Below are 25,741 nucleotides of genomic sequence, written 5' to 3' on the forward strand. Positions count from 1 at the left end.
GCTCTACAGGGGGTGCGGACCAACGGTCCGCACCCACCGCATCACCGGCTCAGGTGCAGGAACTGCAGGTGCCGTTCGTACTGGCTGATGATGTCGTTGATGATCTGCTTGCGGCTGTAGCCCACCAGGTCGTAGTCCTGGCTGCCTTCGAACAGGTGCACCTCGGCGCGGTAGTAGCGCTGGTTGCGCAGCTGCTGTGCGGCGAACGACGGGGTCAGGTAACCGCTCAGGATCACCCGGTACAGGAAGTCCTGCTGCTCGCCATGGTTGACCGTCAACTCCATGTCGCCCGCCTCGAAGCGCGTGGCCACGTCCCAGCCCTGCCCGCGCAGCTGCTCGGCCACCGCTTCCATCGCCGGCTTCACCGTGTCATCCATGAAGCGGTAGACCTGGTCGCGCACCGGGAAATGCATCGCCTGGCTCAGGCGCTGGCGCCAGCCCTGGTGGTGGCGATCGTCGCCGATCAGCGGCGATGGCCGGTACTGCAGCGCGCGCTTGCGGTGCGATTCGTCACTGAAGGCGCGGGTCAGCCCCCACATCATCAACAACAGGATCGCCGAGAACGGCAACGACGCCAGCACCACCGCCGATTTCAGTGCGTCGATACTGCCGGCCAGCAACAGGCCCGCGGTCAGCACCGCGATCACCGTGCCCCAGAACACCCGCAGCCAACGCGGACCATCATCCTCGGGTGCGCCGCCATGCGAGGACAGCGTGGACAACACCACCGCCCCCGAGTCGGCCGAGGTCACGAAGAAGATGAAGCTGACCAGCACTGTCACCGTGATCACCGCGCGGCTCCAGGGGTAGCCGTCCAGCAGCGCATACAGCACGGTCGGTGGATCATCCACCGCCAGCTGCGCCAACTGTTGCTGGCCGTGGTGCAGCACCTGGTCCAGCGCGCTGTTGCCGAAGATCGACAGCCAGGCCAGGGTGAAGCCCAGCGGAATCAGCAGCACGCCGAACACGAATTCGCGGATGGTGCGGCCGCGCGAGATGCGCGCGATGAACAGCCCGACAAAGGGCGCCCAGCCGATCCACCAGGCCCAGTAGAACACCGTCCAGCCGCCCAGCCATTCCGGTCGGCCGCCGTAGGCATACACATCGAAACTCTTGCCGACCACGCTACCGAGGTAGTCGCCCAGGTTCTGCATCAAGGTGCTGAACAGGTACTGCGTCGGCCCGGCAAACAGCATGAACAGCACCAGCGCGATCGCCAGCAGCATGTTGATGTTGGCCATCCAGCGCACGCCTTTCTCCACGCCGGAGACGGCCACGGCCACCGCCGCGCCCATCATCGCCACCACCAGCATGATCTGCACCAGGTTGGAATGCGGGATGTTGAACAGGTGCGCCAGCCCGGCATTGAGGTGCAGCACGCCGAAGCCCATGTCGGCGCCGATGCCGAACACGGTGGCGACGATGCCCAGCGCGTCCACGGTGTAACCGATCGGGCCATTGATGCGCTTGCCGATCAGCGGGTACAGCGCCGAGCGCAGTGCCAGCGGCAGGTTGTGGCGGTAGGCGAAGTAGGCCATCGCCATCGCCGCCAGCGCGAACACACCCCAGCCATGCAGTCCCCAATGCAGGAACAGCAGCTGCATGGCCTGGCGCGCGCCGGCCTCGCCCGCCGCCGGGTCGCCCTGCGGCGGCTGCAGGTAGTGGGTCAGCGGCTCGGAAACGCAGAAGAAGAACAGGGTGATGCTGATGCCTGCAGCGAACAGCATGCCGGCCCAGGAGAGGTAACTGAACTCCGGTTCGTCATGGTCGGCACCGAGCTTGATGCCACCGTACTTGGACAGCGCCACGCCGACCACGAACACCAGGTACAGGGTCATGGCCAGCAGGTAGTACCAGCCGACGTTGAGTGCGGCCCAGTCCTGCGCCTTCAGCAGCAGGCGGCCTGCGCCCAGCGGGAACAGGCTGACGAACAGCGCGAACGCCACGACAACGATCGCCGCGAAGGCGAACACAGGCCGAAGGGTGCGCACCGGGGATTGTTGCGGCTCCAGTACATCCATGGGGCGGCGTTCTCCGGTAGATCAAAGGGTTAGCCGACCGATTGTGGCTGAACCGCAGTGGACAGAGCATGAAGTTGTGGCCAGCGGTCACAGGCCGGATCCACCATTACGTGTTATCACGCGCGCGCCGGCAGACGCCTGCGAGCACAGCCGCGCGCACTGCCTGCGACGCGGCCACGCGCGTACTGTCCAATTACGACATCACATGCACCGCGCACAGCTTGTTGCCATCCGGGTCGCGCAGGTAGGCCAGGAACAGCTGGCGCCCGGCCATGCTGCGGATGCCGGCCGGGTCTTCGATGGCGGTGCCGCCATGGGCCACGCCGGCGTCCTGCCAGCCACGCACGGCCTCAGCACTGTCGAGGGTGAAGCCGATGGTGCCGCCGTTGGCGTGGCATGCCGGCTGACCGTCGATCGGCGCGGTGACGATGAACATACGGCCATCCTTGAAATACACCAGACGGCCCTTGTCATCGAAGACGCCCGGACGTGCGCCCAACGCACCGAACAGTGCATCGTAGAAGCGATGCGCGGCGTCCATGTCGTTCGTTCCAACGGTGATGTGGCTGAACATGCGGGCACTCCCTGTGGAAAACCGCAGTGTCGGCGAGCACGTCGGGCATCGCAAATCCGGCGATCTCCCCCGCTGCGCCCCGCGCAACGTTTGTCGCGCGCCGCTCGATCACCCTATAATGGGAATCATTCTCATTAATGATCGATGCCGATGGCCGTGCCCGCCGCCTCCAGCACTGCGCTGGCGGGGTTCTACCGCGAACACCATGGCTGGCTGCTCGGCTGGTTGCGCCGCCGCACGCACAACGCCGACTGCGCCGCCGACCTGACCCAGGACACCTTCCTGCGCCTGCTCAGCCGTCGTGTCGATCCATCAGAACTGCGCTTGCCGCGCGCCTATCTCAGCACCATCGCGCACGCCCTGCTGGTCAACCACTGGCAGCGCGCGGACCTGGAACGCGCCTACCTGACCGCGCTGGCCACCCAACCGGAGCCGGTGCATCCCTCGGCAGAGGAGCGCACCCAGGCATTGCAGTTGCTGCATGCCATTGCCGACATGCTGTCCGGCCTCGCCGAGCGGCCACGGCGCGCGTTCCTGCTGGCGCGGCTGTCCGGCCTTGGCTATGCAGAGATCGGCGTGCAGCTGGGCGTGTCCGAGCGCATGGTCAAGAAGTACATGGCGCAGGCGATGCTGCATTGCCTGCGCCTGTCCGGCGACGCGGCGGCATGAGCGCGGCATTGGCCGGCCCGGTGCTGGAACAGGCTGCCGAATGGTTCGCGCTGCGCCAACAGGGCTGGAGCGACGGCGACCAGCAACGCTGGCACGCCTGGCTGCAGGCCGATGCTGGTCACGCCGACGCCTGGCGACGGGTCGAGGCGGTCTGGCAATCGTTCGCCCCGCTGTCGGCTCCGGCAGCCGCAACGGCACTTGATGCTGCGCGCCTTCGCCGGCGGCGGGCGCTGCGCGGCATCGGTGGCGCCCTCGGCATCGGCGCGGTCTCCCTGCTCGGCCTGCATGGGCTTCAGGCGCAGCGCCGCCTGCAGACGCACCGCACCGCCGCCGGGCGTACCGGTCATTGGACGTTGGCCGATGGCAGCCAGTTGTGGCTCAACGCCGGCAGCGAAGTGACCGTCGACATCGGCAACGGCCACCGCGCCCTGCATCTGCTGCGCGGCGAACTGCTGCTGCAGACCGGCCACCACCCCGCATTCGTCGGCCTGCCCCTGACCGTGCATGTACCCGGGGCGCGCCTGCAGCCGATCGGCACCCGCTTCGCGGTCGGCCGCGAAGCGCAGGACAGCCGGTTGGACGTGTTCGAGGGTGGGGTGCGGTGCCTGCCGATGTTCGGTGCGGCGCTGGATGTTCCTGCGGGAAGTGCGCTGCAGATCGGACCGATGGGGGGACTCACAACGGTCGCTGCCGATCCTCTGCGCGGCGACTGGCAGGACGGACGCCTGCGGGTGCAGGACACGCCGTTGATCCGGGTGATCGACGAACTGGCCCGTCACCATCAGGGCTATCTGGGCTGTGATCCGGCACTGTCCGCATTGAATGTCACCGCGGTATTGCCGCGCCTGGACAGCCTGCAGGCCCTGAAACTGCTGGCGCGCGCCCTGCCGATCCGCATCGAGCAGCGTTGGCCGTGGTGGACCGTTGTGCGCCCGCGTTGAAATCGCGGTTCCCTTTCTGCGCGCTCGGCGGGCACTACAAGGGAACCCATTGCGGATGTTGCCGCCCCCATGAAACTACCCTGCCCTTCTCCTCGCCCGCTTGCCATCGCGCTGTGCCTGGCCCTGGCCACGCCGTGCCTGTTGCCGGCGGCCGCCCACGCACAGGATGCAGCCGCTGCCGTTCGCTGGCAGATCCCGGCCGGACCGCTCGACCAGGCCTTGACCACGTTCGGCCAGCAGTCCGGCCTGTCCATCGCCGCCGATGCGCGCCTGACCCGCGGCCGCCACAGCAGCGGCGTGCAGGCCTCGCTCAACACCGAGGCCGCGCTGGCGCAGCTGCTGGCCGGCACCGGCCTGACCTTCCAGCGCGATGCCAGCGGTGTGGTGCTGCAGGCCGCCCCCGGCACCGATGCCGGTGTGCGCCAGATCGGTACGCTGCGGGTCGCCGGCCAGGCCAGCGAAGGTGCATCGTCGTGGGGCCTGGCCGATGCCGATGCCGTGTACCGCGACAGCGGCTCGCGCGTGCACCTGGACCGCCAGCAACTTGAGCGGTTCCGCGGCCAGTCGATTGGCGATGTGCTGGCCGGTGCGGTCGGCGTGCATACCGCTGACGTGCGCAACGGCGGCGCACTGGACGTCAACATCCGTGGCCTGCAGGGCCAGAACCGGGTTCCGGTGATCATCGACGGTGGCCAGCAGGCCATCGACGTCTATCGCGGCTATGCCGGCGTGCAGCAGCGCAGCTACCTCGACCCGGACCTGATCAGCTCGGTCAGCATCGAAAAGGGACCGAGCCTGGCCGCCAACGCCGCCAGTGCGATCGGCGGCGTGGTCTACATGGAAACGCTGAACGTCGATGACATCCTCGACGACGGCCAGGCCTGGGGACTGCGCGTGCGCGGTGGCGTGGCCGACAACAGCATCGACCGCACCCGTACCTTCAAGCAGATCGCACGCGGCAGCGACAACCGCAACAGCCTGCGTGACCCGCGCGACTGGAACGGCAGCGTGGCCTTCGCACAGCGCGGCGAGGACTGGCAGCTGGTGGCCGCTTACGCGCGTCGCCGCCAGGGCAACTACTTCGCCGGCAGCAACGGCGCGCACCGCTACGACGACCAGCATCTGTCCAGCGGCGGTACCGGCATGTCCAGCCAGGCGGTCTCGGACATGTACCACCCCGGCGATGAGGTGCTCAACACGCACACCGACAACGAATCGGCGCTGCTGAAGTTCACGTGGACGCCCAACCCCGACCAGCGGCTTGAGCTGAGCCATCGTTACTTCAACTCCAGCTTCGGCGAGATCATGCCGTCGGCGATCGGTCGCGTGGGCGAGTCCAACGAATGGGTGACCTACGTGGACAAGGCCAACACCATGTTCCAGTTCGAGCCCGGGAAGATGCGGGTCAACGCCACGTCCCTACGCCATCGCTACCGCCCCGAGGCGCACCCGTGGCTGGACCTGAGCAGCACGCTCTGGTTCACCACCGCCACCAGCCGCATGTTCAACAGCAATATCGCCAATACGCCGCTGTTCAAGGAAATGGCCTCCGACCAGATGCCCGACACGCTGGGCGAGACTTACGGCCCCGGCCTGCAGTCGGACGTGAAGACCCGGCGCTGGGGCGTGGACAGCAGCAACACCACCCGCTTCAGCAACAGCCTGGGTGACTGGACACTGCGCTATGGCGCTGCGTTCCAGCATGAGGACACCGCACCGAACTCGCCGGTGCTGCCGGTGGACTACAACAACAACCGTTACCTGCGCTCGGGCACGCGCCGCGAAGCCAGCGTTGTGGCGTCGCTGCAATGGCAGCCGTGGGACTGGCTGTCGCTGACCGCTGGCGGTCGCTTCATCGACTACCGCACCCGTGACCGCAACCGCGTGGCCTTCGTCAGCGAATCGCGCGACCTGCGCTACACCTTCGCGCGCCTGAGCAAGGGCGGCCAGCTGCTACCGGGCTGGTACAAGGAGTGGTACCCGGATGCACAGGGCAACTACACCTACGACTCGCTGCGCGCTACGCCCTACGGCGACAGCACGCTGGGCCAGAGCTACGACTTCGATGGCTTCATCCCCGACCCGCGCGGCGCCAACGGTTTCTATACCAAGCAGATTCCCACCGCCTGGGGCTACAAGCCGGCGATCCGCCGTTCCGGCCACGGCTTTGCGCCGTACGCAGAGGCCCGCTTCAACCTCGACCAGGACATGTTCTTCTACGTGAAGTACGCGCAGGGCTGGAAGATGCCCAGCCTGTTCGAGTCGACGCTGGGCAACAGCACCTCGGCACCGGTGGCCGGCCTGAAGCCAGAGAAGAACCGCTCCTGGGACATCGGCTTCAGCCTGCTCAAGCAGGACCTGTGGCGCGATGGCGACCGCCTGGCGTTCAAGGTGGCCTGGTTCAAGAACGATATCGACAACGCGATCACCCGCCGCTTCGATTCCAGCAACTGGGCGTTCTACGTCGACAACGTGGACAACTACACGGTGTCCGGCTACGAGCTGCAGTCCGGTTATGACGCCGGCATCGCCTACCTGGACCTGTCGGCCAGCTACTACCAGCGTGCGCGGACCTGCGATGCGGCCACCGCCAAGCGCCTGCGCGAAGACCCCTATGCGAAGTGGAGCAAGCTGGACACCACGCCGGACTGCGTGGATGGCGGCTTCGGTACCTCATTCGTCAACGCACAGAATCCACCGAAGTACTCGATCCACAGCACGCTGGGCTTCCGCCTGTTCGACAAGCGGCTGGATACCGGCATCCGCCGCACCTACAACAGCGGCCCGACCCATGAACTGGACAAGCCCTGGAACACCACCGGCTCGACAGGCCTGCAGAACATCTACCTGCCGACCGCGATCTACGACTTCTATGCGCGCTGGCAGTTCACCCAGAAGGCCGAGGTGGAACTGGTGGTCAGCAACCTGCGCAACACCTACTACATGGACACGCTGGCGATGAGCCTGATGCCCGGCCCGGGGCGCACCACGCGGTTGAACTTCACCGCACGCTTCTGACCGCTGCAGCATGCAGACGCCCCGGGGAGATCATCCCCGGGGCGTCTGCATGCTGCGGCTCACGCTCTGACAGGTACCAACCCGGGTTGGCACAGCAACTCAGCACGGGTAGGTGCCAACCAGCAACTCAGCACGCGTAGGTGCCAACCTTGGTTGGCACAACAACGCGTTACTTCGCGGTGCTGAGCAGCAGCACCGCAACAGTGACCAGCGCGATGCCGATCCAGCCGATCGGGCGCAGGCGGTTGCCGAACAGCAGGCGGCCGCAAGTGGCAGTACCGATCACGCCGATTGCACCCCACATCGCATAGGCGGTGGCCAGGTCCATGTAGCGCACCGCCTGGCCCAGCAGGGCGAAGGCGATCCAGACCATGACGACCGCGCCGACGCCCCAGCGCCAGCGGCGGAAGCCCTCCGACTTGGCCACCATCATGTTGGCGGCAACGTCGATCAGCGCAGAACAGATCACGAAAAACAGGGCCAGGGTATTCATCAGTGCGCCTCCCCGAGGGTGACACAGACGATGCCGACCACCGCCAGCACGAGGCCGGCCAGCTGCTGCAGCGACAGGCTCTCGCCAAACACGGTGAGGCCGACCACGGTCAGCAGGGTCAGGCCCAGGCCTTCCCACACCGCATAGGCGACACCGACCGCGATGCGGCGGACCGACAGGGCCAGGAAGTAATAGGACAACGCCAACGCGCCGGCCATGATCAGGTAGCCGGTCCAGCCGCCGTCGCGGGCGGCATGGGCCATGAACGAGGTGCCGACCACTTCGGCAACGATCGCCACGGTCAGGCAGGCCCAGGCGACCAGCGCGCCACGGGCGGGAACAGTACGGGACATGTGAAACTCCTTGCGGGACGCGGACAGCGCCCCGCCCTCAGTAGATCCACGCCATGCGTGGATGCCCCGCAGACAGGGGCGACGGCGGACAGTATCATCGCCTTTTACGGTCGATTCAAAATGGATACCATCGACAGGAGCGATGGATCAATGCCCTATTCCCCTGAATCCCTGCAGGCGTTCGTCGAAGCGGCCGCGCTCGGATCGTTCTCGGCGGCGGCGCGTCGCCTGCGCAAGACCCAATCGACGGTCAGCACCGCCATCGCCCACCTGGAGGCGGACCTGGGCGTCAGCCTGTTCGACCGCAGTGGACGCTACCCACAGCTGACCGAAGCCGGGCGCCAGGTGCTCGGCCATGCCCAGGAAATCCTCGCCGCCGATACCCGCCTGCAGCAGTTGAGCGTGCGGCTGGCCGCCCCGGTCGAAGCGCGGCTGACCGTGGTGTTCTCCGACGTGTATCAGCTCGATCCGGAGCAGCGCGTGTTGCAGCGCTTTGCCGAAGCGTTCCCCGAGATCGAACTGGAATGGCTGGATGCCGAAGGCGAAGACGTGCTGGAACTGGTCGGCAGTGGTCGCGCCGCGCTGGGCCTGCTGCCGCGCCAGGAAAGCTACCCGGATGGTCTGGTGGCACGGCCATTGGCCCATCACAGCGAACTGTCGGTGTATGTGGCGCGCGACCATGCGCTGGCCGACGCCGGCCGTCGCGCAGCTTCCCAGCTGGCACGGTACCGGCAGGTGCGATTGAGCGCGGAGGTCGACCATGCGCGGGCGGTTACCGGGCTGGCGTGGACCGCCACCGACTACCTGATGGTGATGGAGATGGCCGAGGACGGCATCGGCTGGGCCGAGCTGCCACGCGCGCTGGTACAGCGCTACGACCGCGGGCAGCTGGTGGAACTGACTCTGCCCGGCTGGCCACGACGCATCCACAGCGACCTGCTGTGGCGCCGCGACACGCCGCCGGGGCCGGCGGCGCTGTGGTGGGCCGACGCGTTGGGGTGAACCGAAATCAACGATGGGCGAGCGCGTAATCCAGCGACGCGCACACCGCTGCCACCTGGGCGTCGTTGCACTGCTGCGGGGTCGCCCGCGGGCTGTCCGGGTAGACCTCGGTGGTGGTGGTGTAGGTCGCACCGGTGATGCCGGCACACAGGCCCAGCTTCACCAGCGGGTACTCGATCACGCCGTGAGCGACCACCGGCGAACCGATGATCTCGCCCTTGTCGTCGGCCGGCGCGATGTGGGTGACCTTCTCCACCTCGGCAATCACCGCCTGCTGGAAGGCCGGTTGTGGGTTCTCGCTGTCGTCCACCAGATAGAAGCCATCCGGAATCAGCCCCGGCTCGAACGGCTTGCCGTCACGCGCGGCCAACGCCGGGCGGAACTCACTCTCGTCGCTGTCGGTAGTCTCGTGCAGGTCGATGTGCAGCACGAACTGGTCCTTGATCGGTGCGATCAGCTCGATCAGCGCGGTCGACTCGCGGGCCGGGCCATCGGCGCGGAAATTGCGGTTCGGGTCGATCGCATCGAAGTTCCAGCGGTTGATGCGCTCGAAGCCCCACGGATTCACGCACGGTGCCACCAGCAGATTGGCCTTGCCGGCGTAGTCGGCGGCGTGCCTTTCGAGGAATTCCAGCGCGCCCATCACGCCGCTGGTCTCATAACCGTGCACGCCGCCGGTAATCAGGGCAGCCGGCAGCGCCGGGTTCCAATCGCGGCTGCGCAGGGCGAACAGAGTGTAGGTCTCGCCAGCGTAGTCGAGCTGGCCATAGGCCACCTTGTCGAAGCGCGAAGCCAGCGCCTCGATGCGGGGCAGCACCTCCTCGTCATAGCGACGCAGGCGCTGCTGGCGGCCACGCCACACCTCCCGTTCCGCCGCTCCCCACGGCTGGCCAGGGGTTCCGACGGGGTAGAAAGCGGCTTGGGACATGGCAGATCTCAGCGAGTCAGGAAGCAATCGCCCACTGTATCACCGGGGCATCGGCATGAACCGAAGGCGCATTCCAATAGCGAATGGACTCAGCAATAATTCTCATTTACGACCTTCCACAGCCTGCACCGATGCCCATCCTCGCCCTGCAACCGGCCCGCCTACCCCTGGCCGCCGCCCTCGCCCTGTGCCTGCTCCCGACCACCCGTGCCTTCGCCCAGGACGGCGCCACCACGCTGGACAGCATCCAGGTCTCCGGCAGCTGGCTGGGCACCGGCCTGCATGACAGCGTGAAGCGCTTCGCCGGCGCGCGCACCGTGGTTGACCGCCAGCGCATCGAGGCCAGCGGCGCGGCCAGCCTCGGCGATGCCATGCGCCGCATCCCCGGTGTGCAGGTCACCGACAACTCCGGCACCGCTGGCAGTTCGGTGTCGCTGAACATCGGCGTGCGCGGCCTCACCGGGCGCTACTCGCCGCGCTCGACCGTACTGTTGGACGGCGTGCCGCTGGCGGTGGCGCCGTATGGCCAGCCACAGCTGTCGTTCGCGCCGACCAGCCTGTCCAACATCGAGTCGATCGACGTGGTGCGCGGCGGCGGCGCGGTGCGCTACGGGCCGCAGAACGTCGGTGGCATCATCAACTTCAGCACCCGCGCCATTCCCACCGAGGCCGGCCTGCACGGCGAAGCCGGCGTCCGCTACACCGCCTACGACCATGGCGGCGGTGACAGCACCCAGTACAACGCCTTCCTTGGCGGTACCGGCGACAACGATCTGGGCGCCGCCCTGCTGTACTCCGGCCAGGATGGTCGCGGCTGGCGCCAGGGCAGCGATGACCGCTTCAACGATCTCGCGCTGAAGTTCGCCTACGCCATCGACGAACAGCAGGAGCTGCGTGCCAAGCTGTCCTACTACGACGTACGCTCGCTGACGCCGGGCGGCGTGACCCGTGCGCAGTACGAGGCCGATCCGTTCCAGAACACCCGGCCGACCGATTTCTGGAAGGGCCACCGCACCGGCATCGACCTGGGCTACACCAACACGCTGTCGGCCAACAGCGAGTTCGAGGTGCTGGCCTATTACAACGAGAGCACCCGTGCCAGCTCGCTGATCAACGCCGCCAACACCCAGCTGACCGTGCAGCCGCGCGACTACCGCGTGCTCGGCATCGAGCCGCGCTATACCCAGCGCCTGCACTGGGGCAGCGCGGTGCATGACATCACCGCCGGCTACCGCTTCCTGCGCGAGCGCGGCAACGACCGCAGCTACACCGTCGCCCGCCGCACCGGCGCGGCCAGTGCCACCACCCGCTTCGACAACGCCACCGACGCGCACGCCTTCTACATCGACGACCGCATTGCGATCGGCCAGTGGCGGATCACGCCCGGCGTGCGCATGGAATGGATCGACATGGACCGCCGCCAGGCCGGAGGCACGGCGACCTTCAGCAGCCGCAACGACAAGGCCCTGCCCTCGATCAACATCGCCTACCTGCTGACTCCGCAGCTGACCGTGTTCGGCAACTACACCACCTCGTTCGGACCGGTACAGAACATCCAGCTCAATTCGCAGACCGCCAGCAATCCGCTGAACCCGGAAGTGGCCAGGACCACCGAGCTGGGCGCACGCTGGCAGGATGGGGCAGTGCGCGCGGAAGTGACCGTGTTCAAGATGCGCTTCGACAACCAGATCCTGCAGGTGCCGGGCATCACCCCGCCCACCTTCCAGAACATTGGTGCCACCGACCACAAGGGTGTGGAGAGCGCACTGGAGTACCACTTCGCCGAGGACGGCGCGCTGGCCGGGCTGGAGCTGTACGCCAACTACACCTGGACCAAGGCGATCCAGCAGTCCGGCGACAACCGTGGCCTGGACGTGCCGTTCTACTCGCGCGACACCGACAGCATCGGCGCCCGCTACGCGCTGGCCGGCTGGACCTTCAACGTCTCCAGCACCCACCAGAGCGGCCAGTTCTCCGACGCCGCCAACACCTGGGCCGAGAGCGCTGACGCGCGCGTGGGACGCGTGCCGGGCGTACGCCTGTGGAATGCCCAGGTGGCCTGGCAGGTGCCGGGGCTGGGTGACAGCGAGATCGCGCTGGGCGTGAACAACCTGGCCGACAAGCGCTGGTACACCCGCAATGTCGATGGCAACGCCGGCCGCATGGTGGCCGCGCCGCGCACCTTCTACGTGCAGGGCCGCTACCGCTTCTGAGCCGGTAGCCGCCCGATGCGGTGACGGTGGCGCTCACGGTGGCGGCGTATCATGCCGCCACCATGTCTTCGCCCGTTTCGCCATCGCGCCTGCATCTGGCCTTCCAAGGCCTGCGCCTGCGCCTGCGTGGCAGCGACCTGTGGTTCATCGCGCTGGCGCTGCTGGTTGGCCTGATCGCCGGCTACCTGACCCTGCTGCAGTCGGGCATCGCGCGCTGGCTGCAGGGCACGTTGTATGGGCTGGACGACGGTATGCGGCTGAGCTCCCTGCCCTCGCTGACCTGGACCGCGCTACTGGTGCTGCCACTGGGCGGGCTGCTGGTCGGCCTGGTCAGCCTGGCGGCGACGCGACTGAAACGGCCACTGCTCGATGCGGTGGAAGCCAATGCGCTGCACGGCGGCCGCATGTCGATGCGCGACAACCTGATCGTGCTGACCCAGACCCTGCTGTCCAACGGCTGCGGCGCGTCGGTCGGCCTTGAGGCTTCGTATACGCAGATGGGCGCGGGCAGCGGCTCGCAACTGGGCAGGGTGATGCGCCTGCGTCGCAACGACGTGCGCATCCTGGTCGGTGCCGGTGCCGCCGGTGCCATCGCCGCTGCGTTTGGTGCGCCGCTGGCCGGTGCGTTCTACGCCTTCGAGATCGTCATCGGCGCCTACACCCCCGCTGCGCTGGCACCGGTGGCCGTCGCAGCGCTGGCCGGCGCGTTCGTGGCCGACCAGGCCGGCATCGAAGCCTATCTACTGCCAGCGGCCTCGACCATCGACGTGCGCGCCGCCGACTACGCGATCTACGGCCTGCTCGGCTGCTGCTGCGCGATGGTCGGCATCGCCATCATGCGGCTGATCGCCTCGATCGAAGGCACGGTCAAGCGCAGCCCCCTGCCCGCGTGGGGACGGCCGGTGGTGGGTGGACTGCTGCTGATTCCACTGGCACTGGCCAGCCCGCAGGTACTGTCGTCCGGCCACGGCGCCCTGCATCTGGACCTGACCACGCACCTGCCGCTGATCTGGATCGGCGGCCTGTTGACCCTGAAGTGCCTGGCCTCGGGCATCTCGCTCGGCTTCGGCTTCCGTGGCGGCCTGTTCTTCGCCTCGCTGTTCATGGGCACCCTGGTCGGCGCGCTGTTCGCTGGACTGCTGGGCATGGCCACCGGCGTTCCGGTGATCGACGCCACCTCGGCCGCGCTGGCCGGCATGGCCGCACTGGCCGCCGCCGTCGTTGGCGCGCCGATGACCATGGCCATGCTGGTGCTGGAAGGCACGCACGATTTCCTGCTGACCAGCGTGGTGATGAGCGCGGTACTGGTGTCCAGCACGCTGGTGCGGCAGTGGTTCGGCTACTCGTTCTCGACCTGGCGCATGCACCTGCGCGGCGAGACCATCAAGAGCGCCCGCGACGTGGGCTGGGTGCAGAACCTCAACGCCGGCCGGCTGATGCGCAAGGGCGTGGCGACCGCCCCGGCCGATCTCGATGCCGCCGCGTTCCGCCAGCGCTTCCCGCTGGGCTCGGGCACCCGGGTGATCCTGATCAACAGCGAGGGCCACTATGCCGGCATCGTGCAGATTCCACGGGTCTACGGCGATGGCGTGAAGCCGGAAACCCTGATCGGCGAACTGGCCGAGAACCGTGACGTCTCGCTGGCACCGTCCTCCGACGTGGTCAGCGTGATGCAGCGCTTCGACCAGACCCAGGCCGACGAGCTGGCGGTGGTGGCTGCCGACGGCCAGGTATTGGGCGTCGTCTCCGAAGCCTTCGTGCGCAAGCGCTACGCCGAAGAACTGGACAAGCGCCAGCGCGAGCTGATGGGCGAGCGCGTCGACGATACCGACTGATCCCGAAAAAGGGGATTAAGTCGTTTGTGGCCCATCCGGGTATCCACGCATGGCATGGATCTACCGTCACACGACCGGGGTAGACTCCGGCCATGCGCTTTATTGAGACCTTCCAGGCCGGTCCCTTCGCCGACACCGTGGTCAGCCTGCTGGCCGCTTTCGTACTGGGCACGCTGATCGGCGCCGAACGCCAGTACCGGCAGCGCACCGCCGGCCTGCGCACCAACGTGCTGGTGGCCGTCGGCGCCGCTGCCTTCGTCGACCTGGGCATGCGCATCGCCGGCAGCGCCGAGGCGGTGCGGGTGATCTCCTACGTGGTCTCCGGCGTCGGCTTCCTCGGCGCCGGCGTGATCATGAAGGAAGGCATGAACGTGCGCGGCCTGAACACCGCCGCCACCCTGTGGTGCTCTGCGGCGGTGGGCAGCTGCACCGGCGCGGACATGCTGGCCGAAGGCGTGCTGCTGACCGTGCTGATCATCGCCGGAAACACCCTGCTGCGGCCGCTGGTGAATGCGATCAACCGCATTCCGATCAATGAGGCCGCCACCGAGGCGACCTACGAAGTGCGCCTGAGCGTGGATGCAGAAGCCGTGCCGCGCGTGCGCGAGCGGTTGGTCGACGCGCTGGAAGCAGCGCAGTATCCGGTCGGTGATGTGCAGGTGGTCGAGCATGCCGATGCACCCACCGATGTGATCGCGGTGCTGGTCAGTACGGCCGTCAGTGCCGATGAGCTGGACGTGGTGCTGGCGCGGATGGAGCACGTGCCGGGCGTCCTGCATGCCACCTGGGAAGTCAGTACCCGCGATTGAGCCGGTTCCGGCAACTCACCCACCCGCCATGCGCTGCTGCGCCCGCAGCAGCTTGCGGAATGAACCGCACTGCCGCGCATCCTGCGCTTCCGGGCAGGCCGCCGCGCGCTGCAGGTGCCGGCGCACCCGCTGCAGCTGGGTGATGTGCCTCTGCAGCACATCAGCCTGCGCCAGCAGCGCCTCACGATCCAGGGAGATACATCCACGCTGCGGCGGCAGCGATGCCCCGATCTGCTGCAGTGACATCCCGGCCGCCTGGCCGAGACCGATCAGCGCCAGCCGTTCCAGCACCTGTTCGTCATACTGCCGGCGCAGGCCACGGCGCCCAAGTGCCTGCAGCAGCCCCAGCTGTTCGTAGTAGCGCAGGGTCGAGGCCGGCACGCCACTGCGCTTGACCACCTCGCCGATATCCAGTTCACGCATGGGCTTGACCTCAAGTCGTCTTCAAGCAGCAACCTATGGGCCACTTCCCGACAAGGCAAGACCATGGCCAGCCCATCCCCCGTTGATCAGAACACCCTCTGGAACGGCCCCGGCGGCCAGATCTGGGTCGCCCAGCAGGCCATCCTCGATGGCCTGTTCCAGCCGATGGCCGACCTGCTGGTCGCCGAGTTGCCAGAAACCGTCACGCAACTGCTCGACATCGGATGCGGCACGGGCGCAAGCCTGCTTGCCGCCGGTGCGGCACGCCCGGCCGCCCACTGCACCGGCCTGGATATCTCCGCACCGATGCTGGCAATGGCGCGCGAACGGGCAGAAACGGCGGGGCTGGACGCTGACTTCATCCTTGCCGACGCGCAACGGCACCCTCTGCCTTCCGCGCACTTCGACTGGATCCAGTCGCGGTTGGGGGTGATGTTCTTCGAGGATACCGGTGCGGCCTTCGCCAACCTGCACCGCGCCACGCGGCCCGGTGCCGGCCTGCGTTTCATTGCCTGGCGCAGCGCTGACGAGAATCCATTCATGACCACGGCCGAGCGCGCGGTCGGCGATGCGCTTGAGCTTCCGCCGCGCGTACCCGGTGCCCCGGGACAGTTCGCCTTCGCAGATGGCCAACGCGTGCAGCGCCTGTTGCAGGCTGCCGGCTGGAAGGATGTGGAGGTGGTTGCGGTGGACCTTCCGTGTTCGATCGCACGCGATGAGCTGCCGACCTACGTCGGCCAGCTGGGCCCGGTGGGCCAGGCGCTGCGGGCGCTGCCCGAAGCGGAGGCCGCTGGGCTGCGCGACCAGGCGCTGGCAGCATTCACACCATTCATCGACTGCGATCGGGTCCGCGTGGATGCTGCCTGCTGGTTGATCCGCGCACGCGCATGACACAGAAAAGGGGACGGAGGGGATTAAGTCGTCCATGTCCCTGCCGTGCCGGGAACGACTTAATCCCCTCCGTCCCCTTTTTCTTCTACAGTGCCTCGCCGGCGTCGGCCAGGCGCGATTCGATCAGCGCATACCACTGCTGCAACACGTCGATGAGCATGTCCAGTTCGGCGTCGGTGCGCTGTGCGCGACCACTGCGCAGGCAGGCCTGGGCTTCCTGCAGCTGGGCAAGGAAGCCGGCCACGGTGTCTGCCTGCAGGATCAAGCCCGGCAGGCGCCGCCCGGGAATGCGCACCACCGCATGGTTGCCGAGCTGGCCGTACACACTCAATGTGGCTTCCGTCTTCATGGAAAGAGGCAGGAATTGGGCGTTCATCGCGTGCACCATGGAAAACCTGAGCCGCCGGCAGGCATGGTCAACGGGGGAGACGTAACCACGTCCTGCCGACGGTCAGGGGGGACTCGGGATACCGGGGCATGACCCCGGTGTTGGACTCTCAGCGCGGCTGGGCCATTCCAGCAATCTGCACACGCCGGTTCGGCGCCAGGCAGGCGATCAGCTCGCGACGGTTGCGCTGCTCGCACTGCACGATCGGCTCGGCTGCGCCCCGCCCTTCGGCGCTGATGCTGGCCGCAGGCACCCCACCCTGCACCAGCGCGCTGCGCACGGCCTCGGCACGCCGCTGCGACAGGGTCTGGTTGTAGCTGGCACTGCCGATACGGTCGGTGTACCCGGTCACCCGGATCGACTGCACCTGACTGGCCTCGCGCACCTGCGCCAGCACGCCCTGTATGGCCTGCTGGCCTTCGGCACTGAGCACCGCGCTGTCGAACCCGAACAGCGCATCCGCCGACAACCGCAGCGGCTGCTCCGGCAACGGTGCCGGTGCTGGCGGCGCTGGCGGCCGCGGCGGTTCCAGCACCGCCGCGCACGATTCCGGCTTCCAGTAGCCCCCTTGGGCGATGCCCTTGCCGTCGAAGCGCACCTGGAACTGGCAGGTGAAATACTCCGCGCCCTGCGCAGTGCGGAAGTTGAACAGGTAGTTCCACTCGCGCACGCCCCACATGCCTTCGTTGAAGTGCGGCGTGCCCAGCAAGGTGTACAGCTGGCGCTTGCTCATGCCCGGCGCGAAGCGGCGCAGGTCGGCGACGTCGGGATAGATGCCTTCCTTCAACGAGGCCTTCGAAGCCTCCGGGAACTGCACGGCGGTGGTTTCGGCAGGACCCTCGGCGGCCGGCGCATGGCTGCGACAGGCGGCCAGCAGGCCCATTCCCAGGACCAGGCCCAGCACTGCGGCCATCTGGCCGGTGCGGGCGATGCGATGCTGTTTCATGTCATTCCACCTATGGACGTTTCCGCGATGCCGGGCCGCGCGTGCGGCCCGGCGGCGGGGATCACCACTGGATGCCGGCACCCACGGCCACACCGGCCTCGCCACGGCTGTTGGTGGAGCCGCTGAACTTGTAGATCCAGCGCCCTCCCTCGGAGACACCGGAGATACCGACCGCCACGCCCGACTCGCCGTTGTAGCTGCCGGCAGCGACCGAGGCCATGCTGCGGCCCGCTTCGCTGGGCTGCGGCAGGGCTGCGGTGGCCATCGCCGAAGCGATACCGGCCGAGGCGCGGTTGTCGGTCTTGCGCAGGTCGCGCTCGAAGCCCCCCATGCGCTCGTCGGTGTAGGCCTTCGACCAGTCCAGGGTCTGCGCCATGCCCGACTTCAGCTGGTCCACGTTGACTGCGTCGGTACCGGCGGTGCCGGCGGCGACGTTGCGCACCGTGGTCGGGCCGCTGTTGGTGCTGCCCAGCGTGACACTGTTGTAGTTGGTCGCACCGTTCACCGTGGTGTCGTAGCGGATCGTGCCCTGCTGCGAGGCCTGCAGCTGGCGCACGTTGACCGCATCGGTGGCCTGCGAACCGTCAGCCACGTTGACGACCTGGCGTTCGGCGCCGCTGGCACCGACCGAGACCGTGTTGGCCCGGTTCGCCACCGAACCCGCCCCCAGCGCCACCGAGTTGTCGGCCTGCGCCTGCGAACCATTGCCCAGCGCGGTCGAGTTGGCACCGGCGGCGGTGGAGCCTGCACCACCGGCGGCCGAGTTGGCACCGCTGGCGGACGGATCGGCCAGGTTGTTGGTGTTGTTGGCGCGGAAGCTGCCGGCCACGTTGGTGATGTTCTGGATCTTCTGGTCGGTGTACTTCTTCGACTCATCGATGGCGTAGTTCACACCATTCTTCAGCTGGCCGACATTGGTTGCGTCGTAGGTGTCGGAGCCATCGGCAACGTGGGTGATCTTGCGCTCGCTGCCGGTGCTGCCGACCGAGACCTCACCGGCCGAGTTGCTGGCGCCGGTCTGGCCGTAGGCACCGGTGTAGCCGCTCTGCGCACCAACGCTGGCCACCGAACCGGCACCCAGGGCGACGCTGTTGCCTGCACTGGCGCTGGCACCGTTGCCGACCGCCACGCTGTTGGCACCGGCCGCACTGGCCTGCGGGCCGACAGCCACCGCTTCCGCGCCGGCAGCCGATGCAGCCGCTGCGGTCGAGTTCACCGCCAGGTAGGCGCTGCCACCGCCGCCGTTGGTGATGCGCTGGTTGAGGACCTTCAGCGAGCCGTCCACCGCAGTGAAGGCGGCGGTGACGTTGTTGTAGTCGCCGCTGGTAAACGTGCCGTCGGTGGCGATGCTGGAGATGCTGAACTTCGGCGCGGTCCACACATTGGTGGTGCCGTTGTACGCGGTGGTGCCACCGAAGTAGTTGGCGATGGTGCTGTTGGTGTTGAACAGCTGGTCGCCGGTGATGGCATCGCTGCTGCCGGCCAGGATGCTGCCGGCGGCGACGTTGGTGATCTTCACCGCGCCGGTGCCGGTGCCCGTCAGCGTCACGCTGTTGAGCACGTTGCCGCTGCCGTCGACGTCGTACTTCACGGCCAGCTTGTCGATCTCGCCGGTCTGGTCGGCGACGTTGGCCAGCGAGTTGCTGACGGCATCGAAGGCGGTACCGACGTCGTTGTAGCTGCCCTTGGTGACGGTGCCGTTGGCGGCGACGTTGTTGATCGCGTAGGTCGGTGCGGTCAGCACACCGCTGGCATTGACCGCTGCACCACCTCCGAGGTGGGTGGCCACGGCCTGGTTGGCGGCGAACAGCTGGGCACCGTTGATGGCCTCGCTGCTGGTGGCACTGACCTGGCCCGGGCCGAGGTTGCGCAGCGTGGTGGCGGTGCCAGCCTGGCCCAGCGTGGCGCTGGCATAGTTGACGCTGCCGTCGCCGTTGAGGTCATAGCGCAGGGCGCCCTGCTCCGAGGCCTGCAGCTGGCCCAGGTTGACTGCATCGGTCGCTGCGGTACCGGCCGCCATGTTGGTGACCTGACGCTCGGCACCGGCGGCACCGATGGACACGCTGTTGGCACGATAGGCCAGGCTGCCGGCACCGACCGCGATGCTGTTGGCGGCGGTTGCGCGGGCGTTGGTGCCGACTGCGATCGAGTCGGCACCGCTGGCCAGGGCCTCGGTACCGGTCGAGTTCACCCGCAGGTACTTGGTGCCACCGTTACGGATGTCGGTGATCTGCGTGTTGAGGTTGACCAGCGAGCCATCGACCGCGGCGAAGGCATCGGTAGCGTTCTCATACAGGCCCTTGGCGATGGCGCCGCCGGTGGAGATGGTGCTGATCTCGAACAGGGGCGCAGTGAACGCGCCACTGGCAGGATCGAAGGCTGCGCGGCCGCCGAAGAAGCTGGCGATGGCAGCATTGGTCGCCGCCAGCTGGCCACCATTGACCGCTTCCAGGCTGCCGGCCGTGACTGCACCGCCAGCCAGGTTACCGATGGTGGTGGTGCCGGTGCCCGCGCCGAGCGTGACACGGCGATAGTTCGGGTTGCCGGCACCGTCCAGGTCATAGGTCACCGCAGCGGCCGCCACATCATCGATCAGGCTGATGGCCCCCTTCAGCTGGGCCACGTTGACCGCATCGGTATTGACACTACCCGCCGCGACGTTGGTGATCTGGCGCTCACCGCCACCGGCGGTACCCACCGACACTTCACCGGCAGAGACCTGCGGCGCAGTGAGGCCATAGGCGCTGTAGCTGGCCTGGGCACCGCGCAGCGCGGCCGAGCGGTAGCCCAGTGCGACCGAATTGGCCTGGTTCGAGGTGGCCTCGGCACCGAGCAGGGTCTGCCCGTTGGCAGTACCCACCGCGCTGTCACCGACGATCACCGAGTGGCCCATGCGCGCGGCGTAGTCCGCGGTCGGCACGCCGGTCGGGTTGCTCGGGTCATTGGTGCCTGCACCCGGGAAGGCCACGTTGGCATCGACCTTCGGCAGTTCGTGCCGCGCATTGGCACCGATCACCACTTCCTTCGAGCCGTTGGCGAAGGCGCCGTCGCCCATCAGCACCTGGTAGTCCTGCGCGGCGTTGACGGCCCAGCAGGAGATGTCGGCCAGGGCGATGTCCAGGCACTTGGCGGCCCAGGCCGGCGAATCCTTCGGCAGCAACAGGCCCAGCAGGCCACCCGGATTGCCGTTGTTGATGTTGTAGATGTAGCTGTCGGAGGTGACGCCACCGATCAGGGTCAGGTGCGAGCTGCCGCCGGTGACGGCGCCGCCGAGGCCATTGAGGGTGCTGCCGACCGGCGACAGGTTGACCACCGGCAGTCCCAGCACATTGACCGTCGAGTAGGTCTGCATCACGTTGGCGTTGCTGAGCTTGAGGTTGCCGTTGCTCAGGTAGCCGTTGCCGCCGAACAGGCTGGTGGTGGTCGGGCCGATCAGCTGCCCGACATTACCGACCAGGCCGCCGGTGCCGATGATCAGGCCAGCGTTCGGGTCGGCCGGAGCCGGCGCCTTCGGGCTGGTCGGCGGGATCGCCGAGGGCTTGGTCAGGCCGAGGCCGCCGAGCGTGCCACCGACCAGGCCGCCTACGGCACTGCCGAGATTGCCGATGGTGCCGTTGAGGTTGCCATTGAGCAGGTTACCGACGGCGCCGCCGACATTGCCGAGTGTATCGCCCAGCAGGCCACCCAGGCCGCCGGTGCTGCCACCTGTTGCGCCGTTGAGTACACCGCTGACGGTGCTGCCTACTGCACCCACCGTATTGTTGAGCGTGCCGCCCACGGCACCGCCAACCGAACCGACCGTGCCGTTGAGTGCACCACCCACGGTGCCGCCGACTGCGCCAACCGTGCCAACCGCACCGTTGAGCGCGCCAGCCACCGCGCTACCGACAGTTCCAACGGTGCCGTTGAGCGCACCGCCTACGGCTCCGCCAACCGTGCCAACGGCACCATTGAGCGTGCTGCCCACTGCGCCGCCTACCGTTCCAACCGTGCCGTGCAAGGCGCCGCCGACCGCATCAACCGTGTTGCCTACGGTGCCATCAAGCACGCCGCCCACGGCGCCACTTGCTGCGCCGACAACGCCGCCCACCAGGCCACCGACGCCCAGCGCGCTGTTCTGCGCTGCCACGGTGGCTTGGCCGGCCAGCTTCAGATTGCGGTCGGCCACGACCTCCTGGCCATCCGGCGCCTGCACGCGCACTTTGCCGGCAACACCGGTATCGAAGGCCGCGGTGATCGCACGATCATGAGTCTCGCCCGGCAGCTCCTCCTTGGCCGGCAGCGTGACCGCCGCCGTCGCCTTGACCTGCCCCTGGCCGTCGATCTGGTGGCCCGCCAGCTTCAGCTGCGAATCCACCTTGCCGTCAACGGACGCCTTGAGGCCGGACAGCGAGCCAGCCGGTGCGCCAGCAACAGCGGCGGCCGCCTTGGCACCGGTATCGATCGAGGCCACCTGGGTACCGGCGATGCCAACGCCGGCCTTCGCCTGGGCATCCGCAGCCACACCGAGCGGCGCATGCGCGGACGGCGCAACGTTGGCCGCCAGCGATGCATCAATCTTCGCCGCATTGGACGCTGCATGACCCAGCCCGACATTGGCGCGAACATCGGCAGCCAGCGCAGGAACCGCGACCTGCTTCGGCGCGGCGTTCGCCGCCACCTTCACCTGCACGGTGGCCGGCAGCACGTCGCGTACGATCGGCAGCGAGTTCGTACTCAGCTGCAGGCCGACACGTGCGTCAGCGCTGATCGCCGGACTGCTCTGCGCCTGGCGCGATGCGGCGGCCAGCGCCACTTCCGCGTCGACCTTGACCGGCATCGGCTGCGCGTACTTCGCGGCCAGTGCCTGCAGGTCACGTAGAGACTGATTGGATTCGGATGCGCCTGCATGCCCGCTGGCCAGCGCACACAGCAGGGCCAGGGCCAGTGCGGTCGGCATCAGCAGTGCACTGCGCGGATCGCGGGCGGCGCTGCCGCCGCTGTCGCCGGTGGCCAGTTCCGAGGCCACAACCAGAGCATTGAGCTGGCGGTTCCATACACGCCGGTAGATGCGGTTCATGAGCATTTCCCCCGTAGGCGAACAACTGGAATGTCAGTGGACTTGCCGTTAGGCAGGTGACTGACATTTCAGCGTTTGCAACGGCGGCTGCGCACTTCATTCCGGCACGGAAATCGCGCATTCCGGCAAATCCACGGTCGGAATCGGCAGCCGGTTATGCAGAAGCGGCAACCATATCGGCAAGCGGATATGCAATTCCGGCAGGAACTGCCGGGAAACCCTTACGGGGCTTGAATCAAGCTGGCTGGCCGATCTGCGCGGGAGCGCGCATCAGCGTGTCACGCGGCAGTTCACCGAAGACCTTGCGGTAGTTGTCGGCGAAGCGCGACAGGTCCCACAGGCCACAGCTGAGGGCGATGGCCTTGACCGAACGGCGGCTGGAATCAGCCATCGACAGGCTGCGGCAGGCCGCGCACAGGCGCAGCATCGACAGGTAACGATTGGGCGACGTGCCGAACAGGTCCTCGAACGCGTAGCGCAGCCCACGCTCGCTGACACCGGCAGCATCGCAGATCTCATTCATGTAGATATTGCGGCGCAGGTTGAGGCGCATGAAGTTTTCCGCCCGCTGTGCGATCAGATAATGTGTGCGCCGCGCACGGCTGCAACCCGGGCGATCGGCGGAACCCGCGCCCAGCAGTGCCTGCACGTGTTCGTGCAGCAGCCGCTCGGTTTCTTCCGGCTGCAGGCCCGTGCCCTGGCCCAGCTGCAGGTGCAGCTGCTGGTAGTGCTGTGCCAGCGGGGCGGCCTCGCTGGCGAGATTGAACAGCGAAAGTGCCTGTCCGGCCGGCGGTGTACTGCGCAGGCTCAGTTCGGTCAGCTTGCGCTGCACCCGTGCCACCGGCACCAGCATCAGGGTCATGTGCGTGCCCGGGCTCAGGGTGAACTCGCTGATACCCTCCGGCATCACGGTCAACGCCATTCCAGGTACGAGCGGTACACCGTGGCACCAGCTCAGGGTTTCATCGGTCGCGTGCAGATACCCCAGCATCGCCCAGTCCGGCGGCAGCATGAATCGTCCACGGCAATGGAATCCACAGCTGATGCTGCAGAACAACGCCTCCTCGTGCACGCGTGAAGCGAAGGCCGCCCGCGGCCCATTGCCATCGAGCAGTAGCAGTTCGACATCACATACACGAAGCACGCCGCTCAGCGTCGCCAGGTCGATCGACCGCAGGCCGCTGTCGTCGCTGTCTCCTACCCCACCATCGACCATGACAGTGTCGTCCCCCGATTATCCGTCGTGCGATACGGCCCCCACTGCCTGACAGGGCGCGCACCTCTCATGGAATCTCTTCCATCGCCGGGATGCGCGCCAGCAAAGTGCGCACCCCAAAAGAAACGCGAGTACTTGAATACGAGTATGCCCGATAATTCAACGGGGTAAACATCTGCACCGCATTGAATAAGATGGATACAGACGTGAAAACAAGGTCGTGGTGTTTGGCACAGTTTTCGCATGCAACTGAAAAACGCGCCTCACATTATCTGCACGTCGATGAATCGTTTTGCGAACGAACGGATTTCCGTCACAGAACCCGCGTGAAAAATTAAGGACCGAAGGGATTCTGCCGAATTTGCATATAGGTTCCGGTTGCAGCCGGCCGCCATTCAGGCAAAGTCGATAACACGGTGATCCGGTCTTTGATAATGACCACACCCAGGGGGACAGCATGACCATGCACGTATCGCTCGACACTTCGACCAACGGCTCCGCGCCGTGCGGTCGCGGTTGCGCGAACGGCGTCCCGCCTGGAATCGATCACCCTGCTTGAGCATGGCGGGTCCATCCCGCCGTGCCTCCTCCGCCAGGACGTGCGGAGGTCCACGGACGATCCCGGCGGAGCCGGGCCACCGCCCAACAGGTGTCCTGTAGCAGACAGGTAGAGGGAGACAAACGTCATGAACGCATCGATCCGCAAGTTCCTGAAGGAAGAAGATGGCGTTACCGCACTCGAGTACGGCCTGCTGGCGGCTGTGATTGCGGGTGTCCTGATCGCACTGGGCAGCACGCAGATCAAGGATTTCTTCGAAACGCTCTTTGAGAATCTCACCAAGCTTGCCGACAAGGCGTCAGGCAACACACCGGCCTGAGCCGCTCCCAGGCTGATCAGGGACAGCAGCTGCTGACCGTCCACTGACGGACAAAGGAGGGTGCGATGACACTGCTGGGATTGCTGGCCATCGGTGTGTGCCTGCGGATCGCGATCAGCGATCTGTACGCCCGTCGGGTGCCCAACGCCTGGCTGCTGTCCGCATGCGCGATCACCGTTGTCGTGCTCATCGCTGGACAGTTCAACGCGCCGCGCCTGCCGTGGGCTTCCCACATTGCCGGCGCGGCGCTCGGCCTGGTCGCATTGCTGCCTTTCCATGCAGTGCGCTGGATGGGCGCCGGCGATGTCAAATTCTTTTCGGTACTGGGATTGATGCTGGGCTGGCAGGCACTGCTGCCGATCTGGATCGCGGCCAGCCTGGCGGCGGGCGCACATGCCGCACTGGTGCTGGTATCACGCCGGTTGGGTCCAGTACTGCCCATCGGCCTTCAAGCCCATATGCATCGGGCAAGTTCGCAATGGCATTCGCACCCGGCGCTACGCGGAATGCAGAGCGCCCGCCAGGGACGCCAAGGCATTCCCTACGCCGCCTACCTGGCGGTATCCGCCATCGCCTGGATCCTCATCAGCACGTACGGAGGTGTGGCATGAACATCCAGAACCCACGCCGGCAACGCGGCGTGGCCAGCATCGAGTTCGCACTGATGCTGATGCTGGGCCTGCTGCCACTGCTGTTGTTCACGTTCTCCGGCGTGATGATCATGGCGGCCCAGCAGACCCTGGCAACCGCCTCGGCCGAGGGTGCGCGCGCATCGCTGCGCTATGGCAGCGCCAACGAACGCCGTACTGCAGCCTGTGTTGCGGCGCGCAGTTCGATGCAGTGGCTGCTGAACTTCTCGGGTCAGCCGGTCGACTGCAGCAATGGCGGAAGCAACGCCATTCTGGTTTCGGCGCAGGCCCCCTGCGCCGGACTGGCCAGCGCCCAGTGCATGACCGTGACAGTCAGCTACGACTACGCAAGCCACCCCTTCCTGCCCGGCACCGCCACGCTCTACAAGTGGGTGATGCGGGCTCCCATCCGCAGCGTCGCGGTCGCTCAGCTCGACCTCGGCAGCGGCAACTGA

21 protein-coding genes are annotated in these 25,741 nt (G+C 67.0%); 11 read left to right on the forward strand and 10 right to left on the reverse strand.

Features of this window, described 5'->3' with window-relative positions:
• Nucleotides 1–41: 41 nt before the first annotated feature.
• Both betT and ACZK4Z_RS12810 read right to left on the reverse strand, forming a co-directional pair.
• Nucleotides 42–2,021 carry a choline BCCT transporter BetT gene (gene betT / locus ACZK4Z_RS12805; protein ID WP_010485181.1) on the reverse strand — a complete coding sequence of 660 codons (1,980 nt, stop codon included), beginning with the start codon at nt 2,019–2,021 and terminating at the stop codon, nt 42–44.
• A 193-nt stretch (nt 2,022–2,214) separates the two neighbouring features.
• Nucleotides 2,215–2,595, reverse strand: a complete 381-nt coding sequence (locus ACZK4Z_RS12810; RefSeq protein WP_010485179.1) for a VOC family protein — start codon at nt 2,593–2,595, stop codon at nt 2,215–2,217.
• A gap of 150 nt (nt 2,596–2,745) precedes the next feature.
• On the opposite strand from ACZK4Z_RS12810, the gene ACZK4Z_RS12815 reads away from it, so the two are divergent.
• From ACZK4Z_RS12815 to ACZK4Z_RS12825, 3 genes are all read left to right on the forward strand, one after another.
• Nucleotides 2,746–3,264 (forward strand): sigma-70 family RNA polymerase sigma factor, encoded by a 519-nt coding sequence (locus tag ACZK4Z_RS12815; protein WP_019337855.1) that lies wholly within the window; start codon nt 2,746–2,748, stop codon nt 3,262–3,264.
• Nucleotides 3,261–4,205, forward strand: coding sequence for a FecR family protein (locus tag ACZK4Z_RS12820; RefSeq protein WP_430371599.1), 945 nt, complete (start codon nt 3,261–3,263; stop codon nt 4,203–4,205). Before ACZK4Z_RS12815 ends, ACZK4Z_RS12820 begins: the two co-directional genes overlap by 4 nt.
• 69 nt (nt 4,206–4,274) lie before the next feature.
• Nucleotides 4,275–7,223 carry a TonB-dependent receptor gene (locus ACZK4Z_RS12825; RefSeq protein ID WP_430371597.1) on the forward strand — a complete coding sequence of 983 codons (2,949 nt, stop codon included), beginning with the start codon at nt 4,275–4,277 and terminating at the stop codon, nt 7,221–7,223.
• A 169-nt stretch (nt 7,224–7,392) separates the two neighbouring features.
• Here the strand turns inward: ACZK4Z_RS12825 and ACZK4Z_RS12830 are convergent, their stop codons facing one another.
• Together ACZK4Z_RS12830 and ACZK4Z_RS12835 are read right to left on the reverse strand one after the other, a co-directional pair.
• Entirely contained in the window at nt 7,393–7,716 is a 324-nt protein-coding gene (locus ACZK4Z_RS12830; protein WP_049437687.1) for a DMT family transporter, read from the reverse strand.
• Nucleotides 7,716–8,069, reverse strand: coding sequence for an SMR family transporter (locus ACZK4Z_RS12835; RefSeq protein WP_019659945.1), 354 nt, complete (start codon nt 8,067–8,069; stop codon nt 7,716–7,718). Before ACZK4Z_RS12835 ends, ACZK4Z_RS12830 begins: the two co-directional genes overlap by 1 nt.
• Before the next feature lie 150 nt (nt 8,070–8,219).
• Between ACZK4Z_RS12835 and ACZK4Z_RS12840 the strand changes: the two genes are divergently transcribed.
• Nucleotides 8,220–9,071 carry a LysR family transcriptional regulator gene (locus ACZK4Z_RS12840; protein WP_197597872.1) on the forward strand — a complete coding sequence of 284 codons (852 nt, stop codon included), beginning with the start codon at nt 8,220–8,222 and terminating at the stop codon, nt 9,069–9,071.
• Between the two features lie 7 nt (nt 9,072–9,078).
• Here the strand turns inward: ACZK4Z_RS12840 and ACZK4Z_RS12845 are convergent, their stop codons facing one another.
• The gene (locus tag ACZK4Z_RS12845; protein ID WP_430371594.1) at nt 9,079–9,999 is read right to left on the reverse strand and encodes a M14 family metallopeptidase; all 921 of its coding nucleotides are present in this window, start codon (nt 9,997–9,999) and stop codon (nt 9,079–9,081) included.
• Between the two features lie 131 nt (nt 10,000–10,130).
• Here ACZK4Z_RS12845 and ACZK4Z_RS12850 point away from each other — a divergent pair, with 131 nt between their 5' ends.
• The 3 genes from ACZK4Z_RS12850 to ACZK4Z_RS12860 all read left to right on the forward strand — a co-directional run bounded on the left by ACZK4Z_RS12850 (nt 10,131) and on the right by ACZK4Z_RS12860 (nt 14,856).
• Nucleotides 10,131–12,212 (forward strand): TonB-dependent receptor family protein, encoded by a 2,082-nt coding sequence (locus ACZK4Z_RS12850; protein WP_428703002.1) that lies wholly within the window; start codon nt 10,131–10,133, stop codon nt 12,210–12,212.
• 62 nt (nt 12,213–12,274) lie between these two features.
• Nucleotides 12,275–14,047 (forward strand): chloride channel protein, encoded by a 1,773-nt coding sequence (locus ACZK4Z_RS12855; RefSeq protein ID WP_423159626.1) that lies wholly within the window; start codon nt 12,275–12,277, stop codon nt 14,045–14,047.
• 92 nt (nt 14,048–14,139) lie between these two features.
• Nucleotides 14,140–14,856 carry an MgtC/SapB family protein gene (locus ACZK4Z_RS12860; protein WP_005409984.1) on the forward strand — a complete coding sequence of 239 codons (717 nt, stop codon included), beginning with the start codon at nt 14,140–14,142 and terminating at the stop codon, nt 14,854–14,856.
• A gap of 15 nt (nt 14,857–14,871) precedes the next feature.
• On the opposite strand, the gene ACZK4Z_RS12865 is transcribed toward ACZK4Z_RS12860, so the two are convergent.
• Nucleotides 14,872–15,279, reverse strand: a complete 408-nt coding sequence (locus ACZK4Z_RS12865) for a MerR family transcriptional regulator (RefSeq protein WP_010485157.1) — start codon at nt 15,277–15,279, stop codon at nt 14,872–14,874.
• 63 nt (nt 15,280–15,342) lie between these two features.
• Between ACZK4Z_RS12865 and ACZK4Z_RS12870 the strand changes: the two genes are divergently transcribed.
• A complete protein-coding gene (locus ACZK4Z_RS12870) occupies nt 15,343–16,170 on the forward strand; it encodes a class I SAM-dependent methyltransferase (protein WP_430371591.1) in 828 nt (275 codons plus the stop codon).
• Between the two features lie 85 nt (nt 16,171–16,255).
• Here ACZK4Z_RS12870 and ACZK4Z_RS12875 read toward each other — a convergent pair whose 3' ends face one another.
• From ACZK4Z_RS12875 to ACZK4Z_RS12890, 4 genes are all read right to left on the reverse strand, one after another.
• Nucleotides 16,256–16,546, reverse strand: a complete 291-nt coding sequence (locus ACZK4Z_RS12875; protein WP_014037513.1) for a DUF6959 family protein — start codon at nt 16,544–16,546, stop codon at nt 16,256–16,258.
• A gap of 121 nt (nt 16,547–16,667) precedes the next feature.
• Nucleotides 16,668–17,504: an outer membrane protein assembly factor BamE gene (locus tag ACZK4Z_RS12880; protein ID WP_430371588.1), complete on the reverse strand. Its 837-nt coding sequence runs from the start codon at nt 17,502–17,504 to the stop codon at nt 16,668–16,670.
• 61 nt (nt 17,505–17,565) lie between these two features.
• A complete protein-coding gene (locus ACZK4Z_RS12885; protein WP_478450855.1) occupies nt 17,566–22,563 on the reverse strand; it encodes a YadA-like family protein in 4,998 nt (1,665 codons plus the stop codon).
• 235 nt (nt 22,564–22,798) lie between these two features.
• Nucleotides 22,799–23,779, reverse strand: coding sequence for an AraC family transcriptional regulator (locus tag ACZK4Z_RS12890; protein ID WP_010485148.1), 981 nt, complete (start codon nt 23,777–23,779; stop codon nt 22,799–22,801).
• A 686-nt stretch (nt 23,780–24,465) separates the two neighbouring features.
• On the opposite strand from ACZK4Z_RS12890, the gene ACZK4Z_RS12895 reads away from it, so the two are divergent.
• The 3 genes from ACZK4Z_RS12895 (at nt 24,466) to ACZK4Z_RS12905 (ending at nt 25,741) form a co-directional block, all read left to right on the forward strand.
• Nucleotides 24,466–24,657: a Flp family type IVb pilin gene (locus ACZK4Z_RS12895; protein ID WP_019337868.1), complete on the forward strand. Its 192-nt coding sequence runs from the start codon at nt 24,466–24,468 to the stop codon at nt 24,655–24,657.
• A 65-nt stretch (nt 24,658–24,722) separates the two neighbouring features.
• Nucleotides 24,723–25,268 carry an A24 family peptidase gene (locus ACZK4Z_RS12900; protein ID WP_010485142.1) on the forward strand — a complete coding sequence of 182 codons (546 nt, stop codon included), beginning with the start codon at nt 24,723–24,725 and terminating at the stop codon, nt 25,266–25,268.
• Nucleotides 25,265–25,741, forward strand: a complete 477-nt coding sequence (locus tag ACZK4Z_RS12905; protein ID WP_010485140.1) for a TadE/TadG family type IV pilus assembly protein — start codon at nt 25,265–25,267, stop codon at nt 25,739–25,741. Before ACZK4Z_RS12900 ends, ACZK4Z_RS12905 begins: the two co-directional genes overlap by 4 nt.

Source organism: Stenotrophomonas sp. 71799_Sma (assembly GCF_056482505.1).

What these genes read in the sequence shown, in the direction of transcription:
- betT (WP_010485181.1), bottom strand. Translation starts at nt 2,021, where the DNA reads ATGGATGTACTGGAGCCGCAACAATCCCCGGTGCGCACCCTTCGGCCT.
- ACZK4Z_RS12810 (WP_010485179.1), bottom strand. Translation starts at nt 2,595, where the DNA reads ATGTTCAGCCACATCACCGTTGGAACGAACGACATGGACGCCGCGCAT.
- ACZK4Z_RS12815 (WP_019337855.1), top strand. Translation starts at nt 2,746, where the DNA reads ATGGCCGTGCCCGCCGCCTCCAGCACTGCGCTGGCGGGGTTCTACCGC.
- ACZK4Z_RS12820 (WP_430371599.1), top strand. Translation starts at nt 3,261, where the DNA reads ATGAGCGCGGCATTGGCCGGCCCGGTGCTGGAACAGGCTGCCGAATGG.
- ACZK4Z_RS12825 (WP_430371597.1), top strand. Translation starts at nt 4,275, where the DNA reads ATGAAACTACCCTGCCCTTCTCCTCGCCCGCTTGCCATCGCGCTGTGC.
- ACZK4Z_RS12830 (WP_049437687.1), bottom strand. Translation starts at nt 7,716, where the DNA reads ATGAATACCCTGGCCCTGTTTTTCGTGATCTGTTCTGCGCTGATCGAC.
- ACZK4Z_RS12835 (WP_019659945.1), bottom strand. Translation starts at nt 8,069, where the DNA reads ATGTCCCGTACTGTTCCCGCCCGTGGCGCGCTGGTCGCCTGGGCCTGC.
- ACZK4Z_RS12840 (WP_197597872.1), top strand. Translation starts at nt 8,220, where the DNA reads ATGCCCTATTCCCCTGAATCCCTGCAGGCGTTCGTCGAAGCGGCCGCG.
- ACZK4Z_RS12845 (WP_430371594.1), bottom strand. Translation starts at nt 9,999, where the DNA reads ATGTCCCAAGCCGCTTTCTACCCCGTCGGAACCCCTGGCCAGCCGTGG.
- ACZK4Z_RS12850 (WP_428703002.1), top strand. Translation starts at nt 10,131, where the DNA reads ATGCCCATCCTCGCCCTGCAACCGGCCCGCCTACCCCTGGCCGCCGCC.
- ACZK4Z_RS12855 (WP_423159626.1), top strand. Translation starts at nt 12,275, where the DNA reads ATGTCTTCGCCCGTTTCGCCATCGCGCCTGCATCTGGCCTTCCAAGGC.
- ACZK4Z_RS12860 (WP_005409984.1), top strand. Translation starts at nt 14,140, where the DNA reads ATGCGCTTTATTGAGACCTTCCAGGCCGGTCCCTTCGCCGACACCGTG.
- ACZK4Z_RS12865 (WP_010485157.1), bottom strand. Translation starts at nt 15,279, where the DNA reads ATGCGTGAACTGGATATCGGCGAGGTGGTCAAGCGCAGTGGCGTGCCG.
- ACZK4Z_RS12870 (WP_430371591.1), top strand. Translation starts at nt 15,343, where the DNA reads ATGGCCAGCCCATCCCCCGTTGATCAGAACACCCTCTGGAACGGCCCC.
- ACZK4Z_RS12875 (WP_014037513.1), bottom strand. Translation starts at nt 16,546, where the DNA reads ATGAACGCCCAATTCCTGCCTCTTTCCATGAAGACGGAAGCCACATTG.
- ACZK4Z_RS12880 (WP_430371588.1), bottom strand. Translation starts at nt 17,504, where the DNA reads ATGAAACAGCATCGCATCGCCCGCACCGGCCAGATGGCCGCAGTGCTG.
- ACZK4Z_RS12885 (WP_478450855.1), bottom strand. Translation starts at nt 22,563, where the DNA reads ATGAACCGCATCTACCGGCGTGTATGGAACCGCCAGCTCAATGCTCTG.
- ACZK4Z_RS12890 (WP_010485148.1), bottom strand. Translation starts at nt 23,779, where the DNA reads ATGGTCGATGGTGGGGTAGGAGACAGCGACGACAGCGGCCTGCGGTCG.
- ACZK4Z_RS12895 (WP_019337868.1), top strand. Translation starts at nt 24,466, where the DNA reads ATGAACGCATCGATCCGCAAGTTCCTGAAGGAAGAAGATGGCGTTACC.
- ACZK4Z_RS12900 (WP_010485142.1), top strand. Translation starts at nt 24,723, where the DNA reads ATGACACTGCTGGGATTGCTGGCCATCGGTGTGTGCCTGCGGATCGCG.
- ACZK4Z_RS12905 (WP_010485140.1), top strand. Translation starts at nt 25,265, where the DNA reads ATGAACATCCAGAACCCACGCCGGCAACGCGGCGTGGCCAGCATCGAG.